At 63.9% G+C, this 23,440-nt stretch carries 23 protein-coding genes and 1 tRNA gene; 4 read left to right on the top strand and 20 right to left on the bottom strand.

Annotated elements, in window-relative coordinates; genetic code table 11:
• Nucleotides 1–7: 7 nt before the first annotated feature.
• The 12 genes from MWN52_RS02855 to MWN52_RS02800 form a co-directional block, all read right to left on the bottom strand.
• Nucleotides 8–1,588: a DUF2142 domain-containing protein gene (locus MWN52_RS02855; protein ID WP_286576519.1), complete on the bottom strand. Its 1,581-nt coding sequence runs from the start codon at nt 1,586–1,588 to the stop codon at nt 8–10.
• Nucleotides 1,578–2,171, bottom strand: coding sequence for a hypothetical protein (locus MWN52_RS02850; protein ID WP_286576518.1), 594 nt, complete (start codon nt 2,169–2,171; stop codon nt 1,578–1,580). The genes MWN52_RS02855 and MWN52_RS02850 overlap by 11 nt, the downstream gene beginning before the upstream one ends.
• Nucleotides 2,168–3,076, bottom strand: coding sequence for an NAD-dependent epimerase/dehydratase family protein (locus tag MWN52_RS02845; protein ID WP_286576517.1), 909 nt, complete (start codon nt 3,074–3,076; stop codon nt 2,168–2,170). Before MWN52_RS02845 ends, MWN52_RS02850 begins: the two co-directional genes overlap by 4 nt.
• The gene (locus MWN52_RS02840) at nt 3,073–5,307 is read right to left on the bottom strand and encodes a glycosyltransferase (protein WP_286576516.1); all 2,235 of its coding nucleotides are present in this window, start codon (nt 5,305–5,307) and stop codon (nt 3,073–3,075) included. The genes MWN52_RS02845 and MWN52_RS02840 overlap by 4 nt, the downstream gene beginning before the upstream one ends.
• Before the next feature lies 1 nt (nt 5,308).
• Nucleotides 5,309–6,607 carry a sulfotransferase family protein gene (locus MWN52_RS02835; RefSeq protein ID WP_286576515.1) on the bottom strand — a complete coding sequence of 433 codons (1,299 nt, stop codon included), beginning with the start codon at nt 6,605–6,607 and terminating at the stop codon, nt 5,309–5,311.
• On the bottom strand, nt 6,604–7,977 hold the full coding sequence (locus tag MWN52_RS02830; RefSeq protein ID WP_286577669.1) for an ABC transporter ATP-binding protein: 1,374 nt from the start codon (nt 7,975–7,977) through the stop codon (nt 6,604–6,606). The genes MWN52_RS02835 and MWN52_RS02830 overlap by 4 nt, the downstream gene beginning before the upstream one ends.
• Nucleotides 7,978–8,002: 25 nt before the next feature.
• The gene (locus tag MWN52_RS02825; protein ID WP_286576513.1) at nt 8,003–8,821 is read right to left on the bottom strand and encodes an ABC transporter permease; all 819 of its coding nucleotides are present in this window, start codon (nt 8,819–8,821) and stop codon (nt 8,003–8,005) included.
• Nucleotides 8,818–10,011 (bottom strand): cystathionine gamma-synthase, encoded by a 1,194-nt coding sequence (locus MWN52_RS02820; protein WP_286576512.1) that lies wholly within the window; start codon nt 10,009–10,011, stop codon nt 8,818–8,820. The genes MWN52_RS02825 and MWN52_RS02820 overlap by 4 nt, the downstream gene beginning before the upstream one ends.
• 95 nt (nt 10,012–10,106) lie before the next feature.
• On the bottom strand, nt 10,107–11,477 hold the full coding sequence (locus MWN52_RS02815) for a pyridoxal-phosphate dependent enzyme (RefSeq protein ID WP_130515247.1): 1,371 nt from the start codon (nt 11,475–11,477) through the stop codon (nt 10,107–10,109).
• Nucleotides 11,478–11,662: 185 nt separating this feature from the next.
• Entirely contained in the window at nt 11,663–11,881 is a 219-nt protein-coding gene (locus MWN52_RS02810) for an HP1242/YdcH family protein (protein WP_130515246.1), read from the bottom strand.
• Between the two features lie 333 nt (nt 11,882–12,214).
• Nucleotides 12,215–13,105 carry an OmpA family protein gene (locus tag MWN52_RS02805; protein WP_286576511.1) on the bottom strand — a complete coding sequence of 297 codons (891 nt, stop codon included), beginning with the start codon at nt 13,103–13,105 and terminating at the stop codon, nt 12,215–12,217.
• The gene (locus MWN52_RS02800) at nt 13,102–13,518 is read right to left on the bottom strand and encodes a DUF4398 domain-containing protein (RefSeq protein ID WP_286576510.1); all 417 of its coding nucleotides are present in this window, start codon (nt 13,516–13,518) and stop codon (nt 13,102–13,104) included. The genes MWN52_RS02805 and MWN52_RS02800 overlap by 4 nt, the downstream gene beginning before the upstream one ends.
• Nucleotides 13,519–13,660: 142 nt before the next feature.
• On the opposite strand from MWN52_RS02800, the gene MWN52_RS02795 reads away from it, so the two are divergent.
• Entirely contained in the window at nt 13,661–14,797 is a 1,137-nt protein-coding gene (locus MWN52_RS02795) for a PilT/PilU family type 4a pilus ATPase (protein WP_130515239.1), read from the top strand.
• A gap of 193 nt (nt 14,798–14,990) precedes the next feature.
• On the opposite strand, the gene maiA is transcribed toward MWN52_RS02795, so the two are convergent.
• From maiA to rplM, 6 genes are all read right to left on the bottom strand, one after another.
• Nucleotides 14,991–15,668 (bottom strand): maleylacetoacetate isomerase, encoded by a 678-nt coding sequence (maiA, locus tag MWN52_RS02790; protein WP_130515237.1) that lies wholly within the window; start codon nt 15,666–15,668, stop codon nt 14,991–14,993.
• 99 nt (nt 15,669–15,767) lie between these two features.
• A complete protein-coding gene (locus tag MWN52_RS02785; RefSeq protein WP_286576509.1) occupies nt 15,768–16,751 on the bottom strand; it encodes a fumarylacetoacetate hydrolase family protein in 984 nt (327 codons plus the stop codon).
• 66 nt (nt 16,752–16,817) lie between these two features.
• Nucleotides 16,818–17,555, bottom strand: a complete 738-nt coding sequence (locus MWN52_RS02780) for a 2OG-Fe dioxygenase family protein (protein WP_286576508.1) — start codon at nt 17,553–17,555, stop codon at nt 16,818–16,820.
• A 192-nt stretch (nt 17,556–17,747) separates the two neighbouring features.
• Nucleotides 17,748–17,822 (bottom strand) — tRNA-Gln (locus MWN52_RS02775).
• Nucleotides 17,823–17,882: 60 nt separating this feature from the next.
• On the bottom strand, nt 17,883–18,275 hold the full coding sequence (gene rpsI, locus MWN52_RS02770) for a 30S ribosomal protein S9 (RefSeq protein ID WP_130515233.1): 393 nt from the start codon (nt 18,273–18,275) through the stop codon (nt 17,883–17,885).
• Nucleotides 18,276–18,277: 2 nt separating this feature from the next.
• Complete coding sequence (gene rplM, locus MWN52_RS02765; RefSeq protein WP_130515231.1) at nt 18,278–18,706, bottom strand: 50S ribosomal protein L13; 429 nt, start codon at nt 18,704–18,706, stop codon at nt 18,278–18,280.
• Between the two features lie 227 nt (nt 18,707–18,933).
• Between rplM and coq7 the strand changes: the two genes are divergently transcribed.
• Complete coding sequence (coq7, locus tag MWN52_RS02760; protein ID WP_130523740.1) at nt 18,934–19,578, top strand: 2-polyprenyl-3-methyl-6-methoxy-1,4-benzoquinone monooxygenase; 645 nt, start codon at nt 18,934–18,936, stop codon at nt 19,576–19,578.
• 374 nt (nt 19,579–19,952) lie between these two features.
• On the opposite strand, the gene sugE is transcribed toward coq7, so the two are convergent.
• Nucleotides 19,953–20,267, bottom strand: a complete 315-nt coding sequence (gene sugE, locus MWN52_RS02755) for a quaternary ammonium compound efflux SMR transporter SugE (protein ID WP_130515227.1) — start codon at nt 20,265–20,267, stop codon at nt 19,953–19,955.
• A 189-nt stretch (nt 20,268–20,456) separates the two neighbouring features.
• The gene (gene speD / locus MWN52_RS02750; protein WP_130515225.1) at nt 20,457–21,251 is read right to left on the bottom strand and encodes an adenosylmethionine decarboxylase; all 795 of its coding nucleotides are present in this window, start codon (nt 21,249–21,251) and stop codon (nt 20,457–20,459) included.
• Nucleotides 21,252–21,396: 145 nt separating this feature from the next.
• On the opposite strand from speD, the gene crp reads away from it, so the two are divergent.
• Complete coding sequence (gene crp, locus MWN52_RS02745) at nt 21,397–22,080, top strand: cAMP-activated global transcriptional regulator CRP (protein ID WP_130515220.1); 684 nt, start codon at nt 21,397–21,399, stop codon at nt 22,078–22,080.
• A gap of 329 nt (nt 22,081–22,409) precedes the next feature.
• Nucleotides 22,410–23,423, top strand: coding sequence for a glycoside hydrolase family 5 protein (locus MWN52_RS02740; protein WP_286576505.1), 1,014 nt, complete (start codon nt 22,410–22,412; stop codon nt 23,421–23,423).
• The last annotated feature ends 17 nt before the right edge of the window (nt 23,424–23,440 follow it).

The following is a 23,440-nucleotide window of genomic DNA, read 5'->3' as shown; positions in this document are numbered from 1 at the left end:
CAGGGCCTCATAACCAATAACGATTGAGCAGGATGGTGGGGATATCGATGACCAACGTAATCATGTAAGCGACGAAACAAGCGGTTACCAGCCTTTGAAACATGGGTACGGCCCAATGCCTTCCAGGCACTAGGCCGCCAAACGTGATGGCCAATACCGGCAATACTGGCAAAAAATATCGGCCCTGTACGCCTTCGATTGTTTTGCTCTCAGGGACGGTCCAAGTCACCCACAAGAGCAGCATCGCGCCCACCACATACCCAACCGCAGCAACTCCCAACGCTGACCGGGCGGCAGGACCCAGCCGGACGGGAGCCAACAGGTCTGAGACAAGCGCCAGCGCCAACAGGATGCCGGACGCAGTATAGGTTCCCTTCAGCAACGGAGTATCGAGGTAACCAAGAATTCCGACCATCGACTCCCAATAGAACCTCGCCTTAATCTCAAACGTGCGCATAAGCAAGGCCAAGGCCTCGCCGGGCGACATCAGCGTGCGAGCAAGCCGATCAAAAGGCGACCCAGTCACCGCCATATTCGGGTTGGAGAAATAGTGCGCCACGTGGTATTGCCACGCCAATACAAAAAACAATATCACGATTCCGGGAATCAACTTCGCGACATCGCGATCACGCAACGCCAGAAACGCCGGCAGGACGAGCAACACCAGGAAGACGGGTTTGGCTAGAGCTAGCAACCCTAACAGCAACAACGCCGATTTCCAGGCGCAAAACCTCACCTCTTCTGTGAAGGCACGCGCTTCTGCCGAGAACAGCCAGCTGAAGATTGCGAAGAACAAGAAAGTGCCAGTGATGGTCACGCTATCCAGATTCCCACTGCCAAACTGGGCCAGACACATGGGCAGCAGTGCAACTCCACACATCATTCTGAAGCCGCCCCGCACGATCAGGAGCGCCAGACCCAATAAGCAAACGGACGCTCCCCACATACCAAGCCGCGCCCACATCATGACGACCCAAGGCGGCTGGCTCATATTCCTCGCCAACCCCATTGCTACCGACGCGGGCGCGTACAAAGCAGGAAAATAAATCGCTGCCGGATTATAGTACGCAACTTGGGATTCACTCCATCGAATTTTTCTGGATTTAAGTTCCATTTCCCGCTTGATCTGCACGTCAGGCTTCAAGGGCAGCGCAGTGCCCCACATATTCCCATAATCGAGCAGACTTTTCTCAACGTACATATTCTCGCGGAGACCTAGCTTTTCAAGCATGACATTCCCTTGCAACAGTGAGTAAGCTCGATTTATGTGAGCCAACTCATCGGGAGACTGCAACGGGGGAACGAGCACCGCCATCAGAAGCGAGAAAAATCCGACAAACGTAACGATCAAAAAACTGAAATGTCGCCGACCCTCATCGTTTTGCTCAACTTGTTTGGATTGACAATAAATCGCACGCGCAACACAAGAGGCACCCCCGATCATAGCGAGGAACGCAAATGAACAGAAGATGAGCCAGATCGAGTGAAGACCTGCTGTTACCAAACCGGCGACGACCGCAAGCGCGGCCGCCCCGGGCACAACTCGTCCTTGACGCACTGTAGAAATCGCCGTTTCTTTATTGGACAACCACGACGATCTTGCTATCGCATTCAGTAATTGCGGCGGGTGTACCAGTCCAAACGTATAACCGGTATCGGCCAGGCGCCGCCGGCAGCTTCCCGCTTAGTTCATAACCCGCCATTTTGTACGCAGCGTTACCGTTTGCGACATCGGGACGCTCGGTGCGCTTGCCCGGTAGGAGCATACCCTGACCCGACTGGTCGTACGGCTTGAGAACGCCGTAGACCAGCTCCGGGGTCGCATTACTCTTGTCGCTTATGATGTTCCAGCCAACGATCTTCACATCCTGTCCCGCAGTATAAGCAGCGCTGGCCACGGGAGCGCCGTTAATCTGATCCACCGGCGTCATGCATTCACCGGCCTTGATAGCATCCTTGCTCCAACCGGAAGGAATTTCCACACGGGCGTCAAGCAGGACCGGCGTTTCGTCAATATTGGATGGAGCTGAGGGCGCAGCTGGTGTAGCCGTAGCAGCGGGCTTTGCCGCATCCGCACCCTCCGCTGGTCTTTCTTCGATCTTCGAGCAAGATGCGGCAAGCATTGCAGCAGCGGCAATCATCAACGAGATGCGCGTGTTGTTCTTTTTCATTTCACAGTCTCCGTAAGGTCGTAGTAGTACCGCTCTATTCCTTCCCGCATCGCGATTTTCGGCGTCCAGCCAAGATGCCGACGGGATTTATCGATATTCAGATAGATTCGGTCGACGTCGTATGCCGGGTGAGCACCGTGGGTGACGCTCAATTCGTTCCCCACGATTCCCTCACAGATCCGGATCATCTCATTCGTCGAGGTGCCTGCACCAGACCCGACGTTAAAAACGTCCTCGTCGCCGGCATAGGACATTGCAGCGAAAAACGCCTCGATGACATCATCCACATGAACATAGTCACGAACCTGCGTGCCATCACCCCAAACGGTGAAGGGGGTGGATTTAATCAGCGCGGCAAGTAAATGTCCGACTAAGCCATGAGCACGCTGCCGTTCCTGCCCAGCACCATATGGATTGGCGATACGCAGATTAACCAGCTTGCAGGAACTGCGCCGCAAGCGGCTGCGCAGTGCGGTTTCAACCGCTAGTTTCTGCATGCCGTAAAGGCCGATTGGCGCGCAGGGGCCGTCCTCGCGTGCGTCAGGCACGTCCTGACCATACACCGTGCCGCCGGAGGAAGAAAAAAGCAGCTTGCGCACGCCTGCCTTGATGCACGCATCCGCGAGTCGAAATGCGAAATTTAGATTTCTTTCTACGCCGCCATACCCATGCTTCTCCGCACTCGAAGGAACCGTATCGGTCACTAGATGTACACAGAAGTCGGCCTCGGAGAGCAACGGCGCAAGATCCTCTATTTCGAACACATCCAGGCAAAGATGGGCATCGCGTTGGCCGACAGTGCGGCGTCCAACGGAAACAACATCAAAGCCCTCGGCATGCAACCGCTTACTGAGATGTGAGCCCAAAAAGCCAGTTCCCCCAAGAATCACGACGCGTGAAGTCATGCCGCACCCGGCGCTATCAGAAGATCGTAGACGTGCTTGATCTCGCTGTCCCAGTTCGTCTTCGCAACGAACGCCGAAGCGGCCTCAATCTGTGCTCGGCGCTTTTCCGGATGATCGAGCAGATCGACAATGGCACCGGCAAGCGCCTCGGGAGTTGCAGGCGCGAAGGTCGCGACTTCTTCGTTCAGACCCCAGGTTGCACAGGCGTCGTCATTGGAGACCACCGCGCAGTTGCACGCCATCACTTCGTAGGGAAGAAGTGACATATTGCTGAACGAAAGGATCAAAGCCACGTCGCACTGGGAGTAGAGGTCCGGCAGTTCCGACGTCTTCAAGACACCGCCATTGAGGTGGACATGATCGAAGCGGTAGTTGGAGATATCCCAGCCGGCAAAAATGAAATGCACGTCTGGCCTCATCCTCCCGACCAGATCCAACGCGAGCAGGCCAAGTTCGAAGCCACGTCGGGCTGTCGGCGGGCGGGCGTAGAAGAAAACGCGCCTAATCTCGTCGCGCTTGGGAAGCGCCCGATAATTGTCATGATCGTATGAAAAACCGAAGTGCCCGAGTGCCTTGACCCCATGCCGATCCTCTAGCTCCCTCGGAATCCACGAACCGGCACAGATCGCCTTGAATCCAAGCAAGTACGTCTCAGACGCAGCCGCGGCGTCAAAACCCGCCGGATAGAAGAGGGGCTCGTAGTCCTGAATAAAGTAAAAGCGCTGCACGCCTGGCGACTGATAGTGCTTCGCGAAGTGAGCGGTCAACCAGCTAGTCGCCATGATGCGTTGGGCTGGGGGCAGCTCGTCCTCGCCAAAGTAGACGTCGGCGGCAATGACGCCGAAAAAGCGGCTGATCTTGGCCTTGGCAAGGGCATGGTTGACATGAGAATTAGATCCCACGATCACGACGCCCATCCTCATGCCCATCCCTTCAAGGCCACGCATGAACCTGAAAATGTTCAGGTGACCGCCCGAGCCTTCACCGAAGTCGGGAATAAACCAAAGCATGTCCAGCGGCGCGGTCGCAGACGCGCCTTGACGCAGGACGGGATGGCTTGGGTCAATGGACGCTGGGGCAAGCACAGCGCGGAAAAAACCAGTCACGTCGTTGCGCGCATCAACCTCGGGAGTGATCGGATCCACACCGCGCGACGCCGCGCTCAGCATGCGTGCAACTGCGGGCCGGAATCCATCCTGCCGTGCGATGGAAATGAACCTGCGAAGCCCGCTGACGAGGCTGAATTGGCCGTGCTTGAGCTTCATATCCAGGGAAACACCATGCTGAACCCACGTGGGAAGTCGTTCGGAACGCGCGCCAAGCCAATGCCCCAGATGCTTGGCGACCTGATTGCCATAGGCTTCATAGGCCGCCCTGCGAGACGCGCCGGCGTTGACACGCGTGTAGCGGTAGTCACACAGACCAGCACGCATGCCCCCGCCGAGCGCGCCACGTAAGCGCCCACCGAGCGTATAGCCAAAATAACTTTTGAAGGCTTTCGCTTCATCAAACGAACGCTGGAAAGTCTGCAGGGGGCTGTAGTCGTGCGAATGCTTGACGACCGCATCAAAGGCGTACGCCTTCCGATAGCCTCGCTCGATGATGGCCTTGGCCCACAACTGGTCTTCCGCGAAATCCACATCTGGATAGGGAATCGTTTCCCAAACCGACTTGCGCAGGCAGGAATTGTTGTCAGAATAGAAATGCAGCAGCTGCCGATAACCCAGATCGTCCTGGTATCGCTGAAAATCATCGACCCACAACAACTCCCCAGCCTGGCGGAGATTTTCGAAATGCAAGTCTAAGTCGCGGCGCGCGCACGCACTGGCGTTGTCATGAGCGACATGTCGCCCAAAAACGCCGGCTACCGCGGGATCTTTTTCAAGGGGTGCAACCAGATTGTCTAGCCAGTGTTCGTCTGCCGGAATCGCGTCGTGCGTCAGCAGCGCGACGTACTCACCGCGCGCCATCTGCACACCCAGATTACGGGTACGGCCGTGGCCGTAGTCCTCCGGGGCAATCTGCACGACACGCACCCCTTCATGCTGCTGAAGCAGCTCCAGCGTGCCGTCGGTCGACCCTGAGTCGATTACGATGATTTCGAAAGGCCAGCGGGTGACCTGCCGCTCTACTTCATTAACCACACGATCGATGATCCACGCGGCATTTTTGACCGGTATCAGAACACTGACCTGCGGCATGGCCCGCCCCCCTGCGGGGTTGACTTCCATATTACTTTCCTTTCCTGTTTAGTATTTGACCCAGACGCACGTACCATGTCTGAGAAAGGGCATCGCGCTCGGCAGACAACTGTTCGTTCTTGAGTGCTTGGATGCGGCTTTCCGCGTACAACGATTTTATTTCCTCGTGCAGTTTTTCCTTTTCTGCATGCACGTGCCTCAGTTCACCCTGAAGGCGTTCCACTTCGCCTGCCAGCAGGTTGTTACGCTCCGCTTGCTCGGCCTGCGCGCCCTTGACGACATCCAGAGCGCGCTCGGCCTCCCTGCACTTCTTTTCGAGTTCGGTGTTGACCCAATCGGCATGCGAGAGATGATGAGAAATGCTCTGAATCTCCCGGACCAAGTCCGTATCACGTTCCTTGTTGTCGGCGATACTCGCGGTCGCCGCGGCAACCTCAAGCTCCGTTACGCGCTTGTGCAGACGCTCCTTGTGGACGTAGATATCTGTGAGCGCATGCGTGTGACAATCGGAGGCCTCATTGATGCGTAAGGCGGTATGCTCAAGTGCCAGAAGGTCATCTTCAGTGGTTGCAGCGCACAGCGCCTCGTAGAACAGCTGCAATGCTACTGGGATCGGATGCTCGGCCCCATCATGAACCTCGTGTCGCGCACCGCGATCGAGAAAAGTCTCAATGGAATCCTCCGCCGCTTGATCGCTTCTCACCTGTAGCGAGAAATCAAGCGCCTTTGAGATCCGGCTGACCTGTGTTGGCCAATCGTGTAAAAGCGCGGTGTAGTTGACGACTACGCGCTTCATTCCACGACTATGCCGGAGCGCTTCACTTAGATGCTCCCACCACAGGAGCAAGCCCTGCGAAAGCGGCAGGCCATCACGTCGATTGAGGGAGGAAGCCACTTCCCAAGGATGTCGGACCGCGATGACTGCAGAGAGCGCAACCCCACGGTGAGCGCCAGCGGCTTTTAACCAGAAAGGCAGAAGACGCGATATCCGCGGATCCTTGATAGACCACCGAGGGTGTCGCACGTAGTCGTTTTTCAGCAGCAGCTCAGCTTCTGGCAAAAGCGACCGGACGGCTGCATTCTGGAGCCAATTCGACTCCATCTCTCGCGGATCGCTCCAAGTACGACCGAGCATTGCCAACAATCGTTCGTTGATCTCGATGACTGGCAGCGGCTCCCAATGGCCCGACAGATTGCCTTCACGCGCACCAAGTAGGTTGTCTCCCAGGTGCAGTCCCAGCAGATTGAGCACCCGGGTCAGCGCGGACGTGCCGCTGCGATGCATGCCCAGTACAAACACGCCGTGGGAAAGCGGATGCTGATCCGTCATAACGTGCACTCAGAGATGGAACCAACGAGCTTGAAAGCGCAGGCCGGCTCTTCAGAGAGGTCGTAATAGCCACGAACCAGTCGCGAGGAAGCAGTGGACTCCACCTTGAACATGTAGGCGTCCAATATGCGATGCAGAAACCCCGGCTCCCCCTCCTTATCGATGCCATGACAGCCGACGTTGAGGAAATAGGTCCCTGGGAGGAAAAGGTTCTTGAACTTAAACTCAACTTGGCAGGCCGTGCCCTTGGGCATGGCGTCAAAGGCGTCGCCAACCGCATTGCTGGTCATGCCGAACAGCTCGATGCCTTCGATCGACTTGATCATCATCCCGAGATTAACATTGCGTCCCTCGTCTAGAAACTTGACGGTATAGGCCACGTAGTAGTACTGGCCAGGCGAAAGCACGTTCACTGGCGCGCGTGCTTCATTGAGTATTCGTACGTTCTCGATGCGAGCGCCACGTGGCACAAGCTCGACCATGCTGGTGGTCAGCAGGCCTGCGTCGAAACGCTCGTTGAGTTCGTCATACAACTCGATCTCCGGCGCGGCAATCGCAGTGGTGGTGCCTGGATCGGATTTCTCGGACACCTCGGCCTCAAGCACGCCACTCGCATCAACGGCGCGGATTTCCTCCAGGATTGCCTCTCGCTTGTCCTTCGGCGCGTACAGCAAGCGCTGGTAAAGCGCCACGGCCTGTTTGGGCGCGCCAGAAAGCAACCTTCTACCACCATCAAGCAGGATCACCCGATCGCACAGATACGTCACCGTGCCGGCAGAGTGGGACACGAACAGGAGCGTGCAACCCTGGGACTTCAGGTGCTCGATCTTACCGAAACACTTGCGCTGAAACGCTTCGTCGCCTACCGCGAGCGCCTCGTCCACGATGAGGATATCCGGCTTGACGCTGATAGCCAGCGAAAAAGCAAGACGTATGTACATGCCGCTCGAATACGTCTTCACGGGCTGGTCTATGAAATCCTCCAACTCCGCAAACCTCACGATCTCGGGCATCGCAGCCCGCGCTTCTGCATCGCTCATGCCAAGCAGAGAAGCGCCTAGCAACACGTTTTCCCGGCCGGTGAACTCGGTATTGAATCCAGCGCCAAGTTCAAGAATCGCGGCAATTCGGCCGTTGACTTGAATCTCGCCCGCAGTGGGGGACAGGACACCGCAAATGATCTGCAGCAGCGTCGACTTTCCCGACCCGTTCTTGCCGATGATGCCAACGGTCTCCCCGCGCTCGATCATAAACGAGACATCGTCGAGTGCAGTGAAATCACGGAAATACGCACCTTTTCGATTCAACGACTGCAATAGTCGGTGGTGCGGACGACTGAAGACGCGATAGGTCTTATTCAACCCATGCACACGAATCGCAGGAGGGTGTGTGTGATCAGACGACATCGGCAAAGCCCCTGCGTGCCTTGTTGAAGACAAGGAAGCCAAACAGCGCAAACAGCACCGCGCCGCCAAGGAGCGCCAAGTAATGTCCCCAATCCGGCATGTATCCCATCAACACGGCGTCACGCGCTGATTCGATGATGAAGGTCAACGGATTGGCCTGGACGACATTACGCCAACGCTCGGGCACTTGGGACAATGGGTAAAGGACCGGGATGAGAAACATCATCGCCGTCGTCAGCGGCGCGATAATCAGGCCGATATCACGGATATAGATGCCCAGCGCGGACAAAACCCAGGTCATACCGAAGCACAGGATGGTCAGCGGCACCAGCATTAGCACCGAACACAGGAACGTCAATGGAATACTGCCCTTGACCACCAGGACACCCAGCGCCAAGACTACGAGGCTTGTCAAAGCATTAAATGCAGTGGAGAGTGTCGAAATGATCGGAAGCAACTCGAGAGGGAAAACCACCTTTGTGATGAAACTGGTATTGGCCAGCATCAGACCTGGAGCCTTGAGCGCGCACTCGGCAAAGCAGGTGTAAAAGATCAAACCGGAAAAGATCGCAAGCGCGAACAAGCCCTTGTTCTGCGTCTGCATTCCCCAGCGCGCTTCGAAAACCTCCGTGAATACGAAGGTATAGATCGTCAGCATGAACAACGGCAACAGCAGCGACCAAGCGACCCCGAACAACGAGCCGCGATACTTGCTCAAGACTTCCCGCTGGGCGAGCCGCCAGATCAATGCACGATGCTCGACCACCGAGCGCGCAAGCATGAATAGCTGGACAAGGATCGACTTCATGTACTGAGGCCCACCGCGTGGTCCATATCCGCCCGCAGGTCTTCAACCTCCTCCACCCCCACACTCAACCGCACCAACCCATCGGTGATGCCCAGGCGCGCGCGGCGCTCGGCGGGGATGGAGGCGTGGGTCATCAGGGCGGGGACGTTGACCAGGCTTTCGACGCCGCCGAGGGATTCGGCCAGGGTGAACAGCCGGGTGTGCTCGCAGAAGGACTTGGCCGCGGCCGCGCCACCCTTGAGTTCGAAGGAGATGATGCCGCCGAAGCCGGTCATCTGCTTGGCGGCCAGCGCGTGCTGGGGGTGCGTGGTCAGGCCAGGGTAGATCACCTGCGCCACGGCGTCCTGGGTCTGCAGCCACTGCGCCAGGGCCAGGGCGTTGTCGCAGTGGGCCTTCATGCGCAGGTGCAGCGTCTTGAGGCCGCGCAGGGCGAGGAAGCTGTCGAACGGGCCCTGCACCGCGCCGGCGGAGTTCTGCAGGAAGGCCAACTGCTCGGCAAGTTCGGCGTCGTCGCCGACCACGGCCACGCCACCGACCATGTCCGAGTGGCCGTTGAGGTATTTGGTGGCCGAGTGCACCACCAGGTGCGCGCCCAGGCTGAGCGGGCGCTGCAGCATCGGCGAGGCGAAGGTGTTGTCGACGACCACCTTCAGCCCGCGCGCGCGGGCGATCTGCGCGATCGCGGCGATGTCCACGATCTTGAGCATCGGGTTGGTGGGCGTCTCGATCCACACCAGCTTGGTCTTCGGCGTGATCGCCGCTTCGAACGCCGCCGGGTCGGTCAGGTCGACGAAGCTGAAATCCAGCCCGGCGCTGCGCTTGCGCACGCGCTCGAACAGGCGGTAGCTGCCACCGTACAGGTCGTCCATGGCGATGACATGGTCGCCGCTGTCCAGCAGCTCCAGCACGGTCGCGGTGGCGGCCATGCCCGAGGCGAAGGCGAAGCCGCGGCTGCCGCCTTCCAGCGCCGCAATACAGCGCTCATAGGCGAAGCGGGTCGGGTTCTGCGTGCGGCTGTATTCGAAGCCGCTGTGCTGACCCGGGCTCGGCTGCGCGTAGGTGGAAGTGGCGTAGATGGGCGGCATCACCGCCCCGGTGCTGGGGTCGGGCGCCTGCCCGCCGTGGATGGCGAGCGTCGCCAAAGCCAGGCTGCTGTCGCCGTCCTGGCTCCCGCGGGTGTGGTCGGACATGAGGGGGTTCTTCAGAGATCGAGGGGAATTCTAGCAGTGCCGTCACGCACGCAGGCGCGACGGATTCATGAACGACAAGCTGAATGCGGCGCGGTTCACTGCACGCGCCGGCGCAGATAGTTGAGCAGGTCGATGCGCGTGATCAACCCCAGGAACTGCTCGCCCTGCATCACGATGGCCACCTGCCCGCGATCGAACACCGGCAGCAGCGCTTCGATCGGCGAGGCCACGTCCAGCCGCTCCAGCTTGCTGACCATCGCGGTGGCGACCGGGTCGCCGAAGCGCGCCTCGTCGCCGTACACATGCAGCAGCACGTCGGACTCGTCGATGATGCCGACCAGCTTCTCGCCCTCCATCACCGGCAGCTGCGAGACGTCGTAGAGCTTCATGCGCTGGTAGGCGGTGGTCAGCAGGTCGGTCGGAGCGACCACCACCGTGTCCTTCTGGCTGTATGGGCGCAGGATCAGGTCGCGCAGGTCGCCGTGCTGGGGGCGTTCGATGAAGCCGTTGTCCAGCATCCAGTAGTCGTTGTACATCTTGGACAGGTACTTGTTGCCGGTGTCGCAGACGAACACCAGCACCCGCTTGGGCGTGGTCTGCTCGCGGCAGTAGCGCAGAGCGGCGGCCAGCAGCGTGCCGGTCGAGGAGCCGCCCAGGATGCCTTCCTTGGCCAGCAGCTCGCGCGCGGTCAGAAAGCTCTCCTTGTCCGCGATCGCATAGGCCTTCTTGACCCGGCTGAAATCGGAGATGCCGGGCAGGAAGTCCTCGCCGATGCCTTCCACCAGCCAGCTGCCGGACTTCTCGCTCAGCGTGCCCTCGTTGATGTACTGGGTCAGGATCGAACCGACCGGGTCGGCCAGCACCAGCTCGGTGTCCGGCGAGGCCTTGGCGAAGGCGCGCGACAGGCCGGTCATCGTGCCTGAGCTGCCGCAGCCGAACACGATCGCATCCAGCCGGCCGTCCATCTGCTCCAGGATCTCCGGGCCGGTGCCGAACTCGTGCGCGGCCGGGTTGTCCGGATTGCCGAACTGGTTGATGAAGTAGGCGCCCGGGGTCTGGCTGGCGATGCGCGCGGCCAGGTCCTGGTAGTACTCCGGATGGCCCTTGGCCACGTCCGAGCGGGTCAGCACCACTTCGGCGCCCATGGCCTTGAGATTGAAGATCTTCTCCCGGCTCATCTTGTCCGGCACCACCAGGATCAGGCGGTAGCCCTTCTGCTGGGCCACCAGCGCCAGTCCCAGGCCGGTATTGCCGGCCGTGCCTTCCACCAGGGTCGCGCCGGGCTTGAGCTCGCCACGCGCCTCGGCCGCGCCGATCATCGACAGGCCGATGCGGTCCTTGATCGAGCCGCCGGGGTTGGCGCTCTCAAGCTTCAGGTACAGCTCGCACACACCGGTGTCCAGGTGCTGGGCCTTGACGATGGGGGTGCGGCCGATCAGTTCGAGGACCGAGGAATGGATCGCCATGCGGGCGGGACGCTCGTGATGAGGGCAGGCGATTATGGCATCGCCACCGCAACGAGCCGTTCAGTTCCGCCCGCGCCAAGGGCGGATGCGAAAGCGGCGGCCCCCAGGGCCGCCGCAGGACTACGAATTGCGCGGGTGCCGGCGTCCGACGAGGAAGTCACCGGCACCCGCGACTGTGAACCAGATCAGTGGGGCGTGGATTCGTACTTGCGCTGCAGGCGCTGCTTGGCCAGGAGCTTCTCACGCTTCATCTGGCCCAGGGTGGCGTCGTCGATGGGCAGGACGCCAAGCTCGGCATCCATCACCTTCTTGTTGAGTTTGCGGTGGCGCTCGTAGAGCTGCTTGAACTCGGGATCGGTCTTGATCAAGGCCTCGATTTCGGACTGCGGCTGCTCTTCAAACATGGGCATTCTCCTTCAGCGGAAATACGAACGCCCCGGCCGGGGGACGGCGCAGGGCGTGGCGTGGGGGAAGCGCGGATCGATGAACCAACGCCCGGACGGGGCGTGCACAGCGGTCTGGATTGGGTCGGGCATCGGCTTCATCGGCGCGGCGTCTCCGTCAATCCAGGAGGTCTTCAGCGACCCCCTGGGGATACGACCCTACTCCTGCCCTTCGGGGGCGACAAGCACCGTTCGGCGGACACAGACAGGTCCAGGTTGGCTTGGCGAAGACGACCCTCCCGGCAAGCGGGACGGGCGCCGCAGATTCAGATAAATGACTGATTCTTAATGAAATTACGGCGCCACGATGGCCGCGGCCGCCTGCGTCTTGCTGGCGCCCTTGCCGCCGCCGTCGGTGACCCGGGCCTTGGCCACGCCGGCGGAAATCAGCGCCGTCCGCAGGGCCGCCGAGCGGCCGGCACCCAGCTGTTTATCGCCGTAGCCCACCACGCGCAGCTTGGTGCCCTTGGTGGCGTCCATGTAGGCCGCCAGCGCCTGCACGGCGGACTTGCCGGCGGCCGACAGGGTCGCCTTGCCGTCCTGGAACATGGCTGGCGTCAGCACGAAGGTCTCGGCCCCGTCGGCGCCGAAGCTGGACTTGGGCAGCTTGGCGCCGGAGACCAGTTCTGCCTCCTGGCGGGCCAGGGCGGCGTCCTTCTGCCGGGCCGCTTTGAGCTTGGCCTGCTGGGTGGAGGTGGCGGTGGAAATCACCTCCTGCACCTGTTCGGCCTGCGCGGCCGCCTCGGCCTCGGCCTGCTGACGCAGGCGCTCGGCTTCCTCGGCCTGGATCTGCTGCTGCACGCGCAGGCGCTCGGCCTCCTGGCGCGCACGCGCGGTCTCGCGGCGGCTGGCTTCCAACAGCAGGTCGTTGCGGGTGCGGTCCAGGGTGTCGATCTGGCGGCCGATGGCGCCGTTCTGGGCGGCCACTTCGGCAATCTCGACCCGGCGCTGGGCTACGTACAGCAGGGCATCGCGCTCGCTGCGCTTGGAATCGGCGTAGCGGGCGATGGCCTGGACGGCCTGCAGGCGCTCGTAGGCGCCCTGCTCGCGCAGGTCGGGGTTGGCGTCCAGCGCGCTCAGGCGGGCGTTGAGCTGGGCTACGACCTCGTCGTCGGCGGCCAGCGCCGGCAGCGCCAGGCCCAGCGCCAGGGCGAGCAGCAGGCCGCGGGACAGGGAACGGTTCATGGCGTGCCTCCCGGGGCGTCAAGGGGAAGCTTGGGCAGCGTGTCCTGTGGCGGCAGCGGTGTCGGGGCGGGCGGCGGGGCGGCCAGGACCTTCTGCAGCCGATCGATCTCGGACTGCTCCTGGGCCAGGCGGGCCTGGGCGGTGGCCTGCGCGCTGCGCGCACGGGCCAGGTCGGCGTCGGCCTGCGCCTGCAGGGCCAGCAGCGGGATCTGCTTGCGGCCGCTGCGGCTCTCGCCCAATGCCTGGGCCTGGCTGACCTTGTCGCGCGCGGCCTGGATCAGGTCCGGGGCGTACTGGTCGGCGTCGGCGTCGCTGGCGCGCTGCACGGCGGCCTGGGCCGCGGCGAGTTCGGCCACGCCCACTTCCTGCGCCTGCGCTGCGGCACCGAGTGCGAGGAAGGCCAAACCGGTCACGCACAGCCGTCTGGAGAATTGTGCGAAGCTACGAATCATCTTGATGGCCGCGGCGTTCTAGGGGGAATCCGCGGCCATTGTCGTCAAGCACATAGCGCACTTGCAATGGACGTGCAGGCGCCAAGCCAGCGGGGACTCATCAATGGACATCGGCTATTTCCTCAAGCTGATGACGGAAAAGAACGCGTCGGACATGTTCCTGACCACCGGCGCGCCCGTCTACATCAAGATCGAAGGCAGGCTCTACCCCCTTGGCAACACCGGTCTGCCGCCGGGTATGGTCAAGAAAATCGCCTATTCGCTGATGGACGAGGGCCAGGTGCCGCAGTTCGAGCGCGACCTGGAGCTCAACATGGCCGTGGCCCTGGCCGAGGCCGGGCGCTTCCGCGTCAACGTGTTCAAGCAGCGCGGCGAGGTGGGCATGGTCATCCGCGCCATCCGCAGCAAGATCCCCTCGATCGAGGAGCTGCAGCTGCCGGAGGTACTCAAGGACATCATCATGACCCCGCGTGGGCTGGTGCTGCTGGTCGGCTCGACCGGCTCGGGCAAGTCGACCTCGCTGGCCTCGATGATCGACTACCGCAACTCCAGCACCACCGGGCACATCCTCACCATCGAGGACCCGATCGAGTACCTGCACAAGCACAAGCAGTCCATCGTCAATCAGCGTGAGGTCGGCCTGGACACCCACGCCTTCCACAACGCGCTGAAGAACGCCATGCGCGAGGCGCCGGACGTGATCCTGATCGGCGAGATCCTGGATGCGACCACCATGGAGGCGGCCATCGCCTTCGCCGAGACCGGCCACCTGTGCCTGGCCACGCTGCACTCCAACAACGCCGACCAGACCATCGAGCGCATCCTCAACTTTTTCCCCGAGACCGCGCACAAGAACGTGCTGATGAACCTGGCGCTGAACCTGCGCGCCGTGGTGTCCCAGCGCCTGGTCAAGGGCGTGGACGGGCGCCGGCTGCCGGCCGCCGAGGTCCTGATCAACACCCCGGTGATCCGCGACCTGCTGCGCCGCGGCCAGATCCACGAGATCAAGCAGGCCATGGAGGAGTCGCTGGAGGACGGCATGGAGTCCTTCGACCAGTGCCTGTTCCGCATGGCCAAGGAAGGCAGGATCAGCCAGGAGGAGGCGCTGCGGGCCGCCGATTCGCGCGATGGTCTGGCGCTGAAGTTCCGCCTGTCCGAGGGCGCCTCGGGCGAGCACGACCCTTACGCCGATCTGTACGACAGCAGCGCCCCCTCGACGATCACGCACGGCTTCGGCTGAGGCGCGCCACTGCGTGCTCGTGGGAGCACCTGTCTCTTCAAATCCCGCAGCGGCCTGCCTGGAGAGCGGAGCTTGTGGCGATCCCCTCTTGGGGACTCCGCTGCTCTTCGTTCGGTTCGTGGGGAAGGCCACAGCGGAGCAAGCTCCGCTCTACAGGGGGAGCCATGGCGACTCCCACAGGAGGAGAGACCTCTCAGGCGTCCAGAGGCGCCGGCCCTGGCGCGTCGGGCTGGCGCTCGGGGCTGGCGTGGATGAAGGCCGGCAGCGCCAGGCAGGCCTGCTCGATCCGGGCGATGGTCGGATAGGGCGACAGGTCCACCTCGAAGCGCCGCGCGTTGTACAGCTGCGGAATCAGGCAGCAATCGGCCAGGCCCGGCGCCTCGCCATGGCAATAGGTGCCGGTGACCAGGTCGTTGGCCAGCAGGGTCTCCATCGCCTGCAGCCCCTCGCCCACCCAGTGCCGCACCCAGGCCTCGCGCTCGACCGGCGGCACGCGCCATTCCTCGTCGAAGAAGCGCAGCACGCGCAGATTGCCCAGCGGGTGGATATCGCAGGCCACCAGCTGCGCCAGCGCGCGCACGCGGGCGCGGTCGCGGGCGCTGGACGGCATCAGCGGCCGCTCCGGCCAGCTCTCGTCCAGATACTCCAGGATCGCCAGCGACTGGCGCAGCACCCGCTTGCCATGCATCAGCGTGGGCACCAGGTGCTGCGGGTTGAGCCGCGCGTAGTCCGGATGGTGCTGCTGCCCGCCGTCGCGCACCAGGTGCACCGGCTCCAGGTCGTAGGGCAGGCCCTTGAGGTTCAGTCCGATGCGGACCCGGTAGGCGGCGCTGGAACGCCAATAGGAATACAGCCGCAGACGGTCGGACACGCGCAGAACCTCGAGGAATGTCGCACCGGCCTCCCCCATGGCGGCCGGAACCGGCGATTGTCGCGCACGCGGGCGCCGTGCGCCCGCCTGATGCCCGCCCTAGGCCTGGCGTTCGACGCGCTGCTCGATCGCGCCGAACACCGAGGCGCCGTCGCGTCCCAGCATCTCGATGCGCACCGTGTCGCCGAACGCCAGGAACGGCGTACTCGCCTGCCCGTCGCGCAGGGTCTCTACCACGCGCTGTTCGGCCAGGCAGGAAGCGCCCTTGCCCGTGTCGTGGTTGGCGATGGTGCCCGAGCCGACCAGGGTGCCGGCCACCAGCGGCCGGGTCCGCGCGGCGTGCGCGATCAGCTGGGCGAAGTCGAACTGCATGTCCGCCCCGGCCTCCGGCTCGCCGAACCAGGCGCCGTTGAGCTGGGTGCGCATGGCCAGGTGCAGCTTGTGCCCGGCCCAGGCATCGCCCAGCTCGTCCGGCGTGACTAGCACCGGCGAGAGCGCCGAGCGCGGCTTGGACTGCAGGAAGCCGAAGCCCTTGGCCAGCTCGGCCGGGATCAGATTGCGCAGGGACAAGTCGTTGACCAGGCCGACCAGTTGGATGTGCTCGCCGGCACGCGCCGCGTCCACGCCCATCGGCACGTCGTCGGTGACCACCACCACCTCGGCCTCCAGGTCGATGCCGAAGTCCTCGCTGGCCACGCGGATCGGCTCGCGCGGGCCCAGGAAGCCGGCGCTGGTGGCCTGGTACATCAGCGGATCGGTGTAGAAGCTCTCCGGCACCTGCGCGCCACGCGCCTGGCGCACGCGTTCGACGTGGGCCAGATAGGCACTGCCATCGAGGAACTCGTAGGCCCGCGGCAGCGGCGCGGCCAGGGCCGCCATGTCCAGCGCGAACACGCCGTCGGCCTGGTCCGTCTCCAGCGCCTGCGCCAGGGCCTGCAGGCGCGGGGCGAGGCTGGCCCACTCCTCCAGCGCGCGCTGCAGGGTCGGCGCGATGCCGACCGCGCGCACCGCACGCGACAGGTCGCGCGAGACCACGATCAGCGTGCCGTCGCGGCCGCCTTCCTTTAACGAACCCAGCTTCATTGCCCGCCCTCCACGGCTGCCCCAGCGAAATTGTTGCGATTGTAACCAGTTCGCCGGCAGGCGCGCTCAGTCCTCGCCCTGGAACGCCCCGGCCCGGTAGGTCAGCACCAGCGTGTCGCGGTGCCCGGCCTCGCCGGCCGGCTGGATCGGGGTGGACTCGTGGATCACCCGCGCGTCGTCCAGCAGCAGCGCCGACCACGGCTGGGCCAGGGTGAAGCGCTGGCCGTGGGTGCCTTCGGCCTCGAACACCCGCGTCTCGCCGCCCTTGATGTCCACCCGATCCACCAGCAGCACCGCCACGAAGTCCACGCCGTCGCGATGCGCGCCCTCGGGCGTGGGCCGGCCGATGCCGTCGGTCGTGTCGATGCGGAACTGGTGCGCCTCGATGAACCAGCGCGACTGCCCGCGCAGCCGGGCGAACAGCCGGCCGAACCCATCGATCAGGCCCGACCACGCCGGCAGCGCCAGCGTCCGCGCCTCGACCGGCTCGAACCAGCGGTGCATGCCGCCGTGCAGGGCGTTGTAGTCCTCCGACTGCCAGTGCGCGCGGTGCGGCGCCAGCGTCAGCGCGTCGCCCTCCTGCACGAAGCAGGCGTGGCGGCGGCGGCGATAGCGCCCGCCGTCGCGCAGGTAGGTGTCAACCGCCAGATCGTCCCAGCCCGGCGCGAGCGCGGCCAGCGCCGCCTCGTCGCAGCCGGCGATGCTGCCCACCGCCGCACGGTCGAGCACGGCGTAACCGTCCACGCGCATGCGCTCGAGCACCTCGGCAGCCGGAGTCAGGGGAGGATTCGGGGAAACACGCATGAGCAGGCGCCGTATCGGGGAAGCGGCGGCGATGGCGGCCGCGGAACAGCCGGAAATTCTACACGCGGCCCCAGAGGCGCCCTTGCCCTAGGCGTTGAACAGACACAGGGGGCGCGGGCCCCGTTCAGCGCATGGCGGCGCCAGCGCGCGGGCAAGAAAAAACCCGCCATGAAGGCGGGTTCTTCTTGAAGATGGCAGCCCCGGAAGGATTCGAACCTCCGAATGCCTGAGTCAGAGTCAGGTGCCTTACCGCTTGGCGACGGGGCTATGGTGCAGCTGGGCGGCGAAGTATACGAACCACGCCGCCCAGGGTAAAGCGTAAAACGATCAGCGCTTGGAGAACTGCGTGGCGCGACGCGCCTTGTGCAGGCCGACCTTCTTGCGCTCGACTTCGCGCGCATCGCGGGTCATGAAACCGGCCTTGCGCAGCTCGGACTTCAGGGTCTCGTCGTACTCGACCAGCGCACGGGCGATGCCCAGGCGGATCGCGCCGGCCTGGCCGGTGGTGCCACCGCCGGCGGCGGTCACGACGATGTCGAAGCTCTCGGTGTTCTTGGTCAGCTCCAGCGGCTGGCGCACGATCATGCGCGCGGTCTCACGGCCGAAGAACTCGTCCAGCGGACGGTCGTTGACGGTGATCTTGCCCGAGCCCTTGCGCAGGAACACGCGGGCGGTGGAGGACTTGCGACGGCCGGTGCCGTAGTTCTGAGTGATAGCCATGATTAGATGTCCAGGACCTGCGGCTGCTGTGCGGCGTGCGGATGGTTGGAACCGGCGTAGACCTTCAGCTTGCGGTACATGGCGCGGCCCAGCGGGCCCTTCGGCAGCATGCCCTTGACGGCGGTCTCGATCACGCGTTCCGGATGACGCTCCAGCGCCTGCTGCAGGGTCTCGGTCTTCAGGTTGCCGATGTAGCCGGTGAAGCGGTGATACTTCTTGTCGGTGAGCTTCTTGCCGGTGACAGTGATCTTCTCGGCGTTGATGACCACCAGGTAGTCACCGGTGTCGACGTGCGGGGTGTAGACCGGCTTGTGCTTGCCACGCAGGCGGCGGGCCAGCTCGGAGGACAGACGGCCCAGCGTTTTGCCGGAGGCGTCGACGAGGTACCAGTCGCGCTGGACGGTCTCGTTCTTTGCGGTGAACGTGCTCATGGAAGAAGCTCTTGTGTTTGGTCGGGCGGATTGCGCGTCCGGCGAACAGCCAGGGCGCGGAACTTTGCCACGCGTTGTGAAGGGTGAAACGGAAGGCGCGGAATTGTACGGATGCCGGCCTGGCATTGCAAGTGGCTGCCTGCGGCGGTTGGCAGGCGGCCACGGCGCGGGGGAACATGTCCCCATGGCCGCCTGCCGCGGCGCCTTTCGGACCGACCCGCTCCGCCATGACTGTCACCCGCCTGCATTCGCCGCTGGACCGCCTGCTGGACGAAGCCCAGCGCGCGCTGGAGACCACCCTGGGCAGCCCCTCGGCGCAGCGCCCCTATCCGGCCGCCGCCACGCCCGAGATCGCCCTGGACCCGGCCGAGCGCCGCCACGCGGCCGGGCTGATGCGCATCAACCATGTCGGCGAGGTCTGCGCGCAGGCCTTGTATTCGGGCCAGGCCGCCGTGGCGCGGGACCCGGCCACCCGCGCCCACCTGCTGCACGCCGCCCAGGAGGAAACCGACCACCTGGCCTGGTGCGCGCGGCGCCTGCGCGAACTGGACAGCCGGCCCAGCCTGCTCAATCCCCTGTGGTACTCGGGCAGCTACGCCATCGGCGTGCTGGCCGGCCTGCGCGGCGACGGCTGGAATCTGGGCTTCGTGGTCGAGACTGAGCGCCAGGTGGAGGCCCACCTGGACGAGCACCTGGACATCCTGCCCCCGGCCGACCTGCGCAGCCGCGACGTGCTGCAGGTGATGAAGGCCGACGAGGCCCGCCACGCCGACCAGGCCGAAGACGCCGGCGCCCGCACGCTGCCCTTCCCGATCCCCGGCGTGATGCAGTTCGCCTCGCAGGTGATGAAGACGGTGGCTTACCGGCTCTGAGCGGGTGCGGCCGGGCGCCAAGTGTTCGCTGCCGCCTGGGCGCGGTCCCTGCCTGGGTGCAGCCCAGTGCTTTTGAGGGAGGAGCGGCAGCCCGCCGATCCAGTCGCCACCTCGCAGACAGCGAAGCAATTCCGTGGGAGCCGCCATGGCGGCGATGAAGCCTTCCCGGTAAAGCCCCATCGCCGCCATGGCGGCTCTCCCCTGTAGAGCGGAGCTTGCTCCGCTGGGGCCCTCCCCACGAACCGAACGAAGAGCAGCGGAGCAAGCTCCGCTCTACAGACGGGCGGCTGCTGAGGAGACAGTTGCTCCCACCCAGCAGCGCCCTGCGCGCGTGATCCAGGTGCAGGGCGATTAGCTCTGCTCCGCAGGCCCGATCACGACACCAGCTTCAGGCCGACGACGCCGGCCACGATCAGCCCGATGCAGGCCAGCCGCGCGGGCGAGGCCGATTCGGCGAACAGCAGCATGCCGGCCACCGCCACGCCGGTGGCGCCGATGCCGGTCCAGACCGCGTAGGCCGTACCGACCGGGATGCCCTTCATCGCCTGGGTCATCAGCCACAGGCTGGCGCCGGCGGCCAGCATCGTGCCCACGCTCGGCCACAGCCGGGTGAAGCCTTCGGTGTACTTCAGGCCCATGGCGAAACAGATTTCCAGCAGGCCGGCGGCCAGCAGATAGAGCCAGGACATGGCGAGTTCTCCTTTGCATCCAACAACGGTGTGAAACGCGCAGGGCCGTAAAAAGCGAAACGGCCCGGGCGCGAGCCCGGACCGTCGTCGGTCATCCTGCGGCGCGGCCTTGAGGGCCGCGGGCGGGTCGTCCCGCCTTGATATCAGGACTTTACGTCAGGCCCGTGCAACCGCGCCTGACCCGCGCCCTCACTCGGCCAGGTTGCGGCCGTGGAAGAGCTCCTCGATCTCGCGCTTGAGCAGACTCTCGATCTTCATGCGCTCCTTGAACGAGAGGTTGCGCGCCTTCTCCTCGAACAGGTACTGGTCCAGGTCGAAGTCGGTCAGGTGCATCTTGGTGTGGAAGATGTTTTCCTGATAGACGTTGACGTCGATCATCTCGTAGCGCGACTTGATGTTCTTGGCCATGAAGTCCTGGATCGAGTTGATCTTGTGATCGATGTAGTGCTTCTTGCCCTTGATGTCGCGGGTGAAGCCACGGACGCGATAGTCCATGATCACGATGTCCGACTCGAACGACTCGATCAGGTAGTTCAGCGCCTTCAGCGGCGAGATCACCCCGCAGGTGGCCACGTCGATGTCCGCGCGGAAGGTCGCGATGCCCGCCTGCGGATGGGTCTCCGGATAGGTGTGGACGGTGATGTGGCTCTTGTCCAGATGCGCGACCACCGCATCGGAGATCACCTCCTTGCCGGCCTGCTTCTTGTCGATCACAGGTTCCTCGGAAATGAGGATGGTGACCGACGCCCCCTGCGGGTCGTAGTCCTGGCGCGCGACGTTGAGGATGTTGGCGCCGATGATTTCGGCCACATCCGTCAGGATCTGGGTCAGGCGGTCGGCGTTGTACTCTTCATCGATGTACTCGATGTAGCGCTGGCGCTCGTCCTCGGACACGGCATAGCAGACGTCGTAGATATTGAAGCTCAGCGCCTTGGTGAGGTTGTTGAAGCCCTGCAGCCTCAGACGCGGCAGTGGTTTGACCACGGCAGTGGGACCTGTGAAGGAAACGGGTGAAGGGGCGAATTATGGGGCAAATGCCCTGACGGTGAAATGACACCGCACCGCGCATTGCCGTGAGCGACACATTCAGACTAAGCTCGCTGACATTCGCTTCAGTTCAAGAGCCGACATGAAAGCAGGTCTTCCACCGAGCCTGACCCGTTCGCCGGCCGGCGCGCTGATCCCGGATCTGACGACCATCGAGTCGTTTCTGTCCAACAGCCACCGCCGCCGCTACCCCGCCCGGGCCGATGTCTTCCGCCCCGGCGACCCGGCTGGAACCCTGTACTACGTGGTCAGCGGCTCGGTCAGCATCCTGGCCGAGGAAGACGAGGACCGCGAGCTGGTGCTGGGCTACTTCGGCCCGGGCGAGTTCGTCGGCGAGATGGGCCTGTTCATCGAGTCGGACAAGCGCGAGGTGGTGCTGCGTACCCGCACCCAGTGCGAACTGGCCGAGATCAGCTACGAGCGCCTGCACCAGCTCTTCGGCGGCCAGCTGGCCTCGGATGCGGCCAAGCTGCTGTTCGCCATCGGCACCCAGCTCTCGCGCCGCCTGCTAGATACCAGCCGCAAGGCCAGCCGGCTGGCCTTCCTGGATGTGACCGACCGCATCATTCGCACCCTGCACGACCTGGCCCACGAGCCGGAGGCCATGAGCCACCCGCAGGGGACCCAGCTGCGCGTCTCGCGCCAGGAGCTGGCCCGTCTGGTCGGCTGCTCGCGCGAGATGGCCGGCCGGGTGCTGAAGAAGCTGCAGGCCGACGGCCTGCTGCATGCCCGTGGCAAGACGGTGGTGCTGTACGGGACGCGCTGACGGCGTGAGGGGCCCGGGGGCCCTCGGCGCGGGGCGCCGTGGGGCGGGATTCGGGATTCGGGATTCGGGATTCGGGATTCGGGATTCGGGATTCGGGATTCGGGATTCGGGATTCGGGATTCGGGATTCGGGATTCGGGATTCGGGATTCGGGATTCGGGATTCGGGATAGCAGTGTTCGCTACGCCGCGCCGGATGCGCGGTCGGGATTGCCGGCGGTAAGGCGGCGTTCGTTTTTCTGGGGGCCGGGCGCGCGATGATCGCGGTCGGGATGCGGTCGCCGAGGGCGTCGCGCCTGGTCTTCCCAGTCCTCTGTCCCGCGAGATCGCGATGCGCCGTGCCTTTTTGATGCTGCTGGCGTTGCTGTGCGTGGCGCTGCCGGCGCCGCGTGCGCGGGCGGACGAGGCCTTCGCCCGGCTCGGGCGCGGGGTCAACATCCTCGGCTACGACCCGATGTGGAACGACCCGGCCAAGGCGCGCTTCCGTCCGCCGCTGTACCGCACGATCCGCGACGGCGGCTTCCGCACGGTGCGGGTCAATCTGCAGGCCTTCGCCCACATGGATGCGGACAACCGCCTGGACCCGGTCTGGCTGCAGACGCTGGACACCGTGGTCGCTCAGGCCACGGCGGCGGGCATGAACGTGATCCTGGACGAGCACGACTACCATCCCTGCGCCGCCGACGCAGCCTCATGTCGGACCAGGCTGCTGGCGTTCTGGAGTCAGATCGCCTGGCGCTTCCACCAGGCGCCGTCCTCGGTGCTGTTCGAGATCCTCAATGAACCCGGCGGCCAGGTGACCAGCGAAGTGTGGAACGGCCTGCTGGGCGACGCGCTGCGCATCATCCGTCGCGACAACCCGACCCGCACGGTGGTGATCGGTCCTGCCAAAGGCAACTCCTTCACCGCGCTCGACGGCCTGCAGCTGCCCGACGACCCGCATCTGCTGGTCACCGTCCACTACTACAACCCGTTCCGTTTCACCCACCAGGGCGCTTCATGGGCGCCGGCGGACGTCCGCGACCACACCGGCGTGCACTGGGGCAGCGCGGCCGACCGGGCCAGGCTGTACCACGAATTCGACACCATCGCGGCCTGGGCGCAGGCGCATCACCGGCAGGTTCTGCTGGGCGAATTCGGCACCCATGAGCAGGCGCCACTGGACGACCGCCTGGCCTGGACCGTGGCCGTGGTCAATGCCGCGGAGAAGCGGCATTTCGCCTGGGCGTACTGGGACTTCGATGGCAGCTTCGGCACCTACGACATCGATCGCGGCCAGTGGAACGCGGCGCTGCACCGCGCCCTGGCAGGCAGCGACAGCGCCTACGCAGGCGCTGGCGGCTGACCGCGGAGGAACACGCG

This window comes from Pseudoxanthomonas winnipegensis, assembly GCF_030322905.1.
GTDB classification, from domain to species: domain Bacteria; phylum Pseudomonadota; class Gammaproteobacteria; order Xanthomonadales; family Xanthomonadaceae; genus Pseudoxanthomonas_A; species Pseudoxanthomonas_A winnipegensis.
Note: the sequence above shows the minus strand (reverse complement) of the source record. Positions and strands in the feature narration are given on the sequence as shown.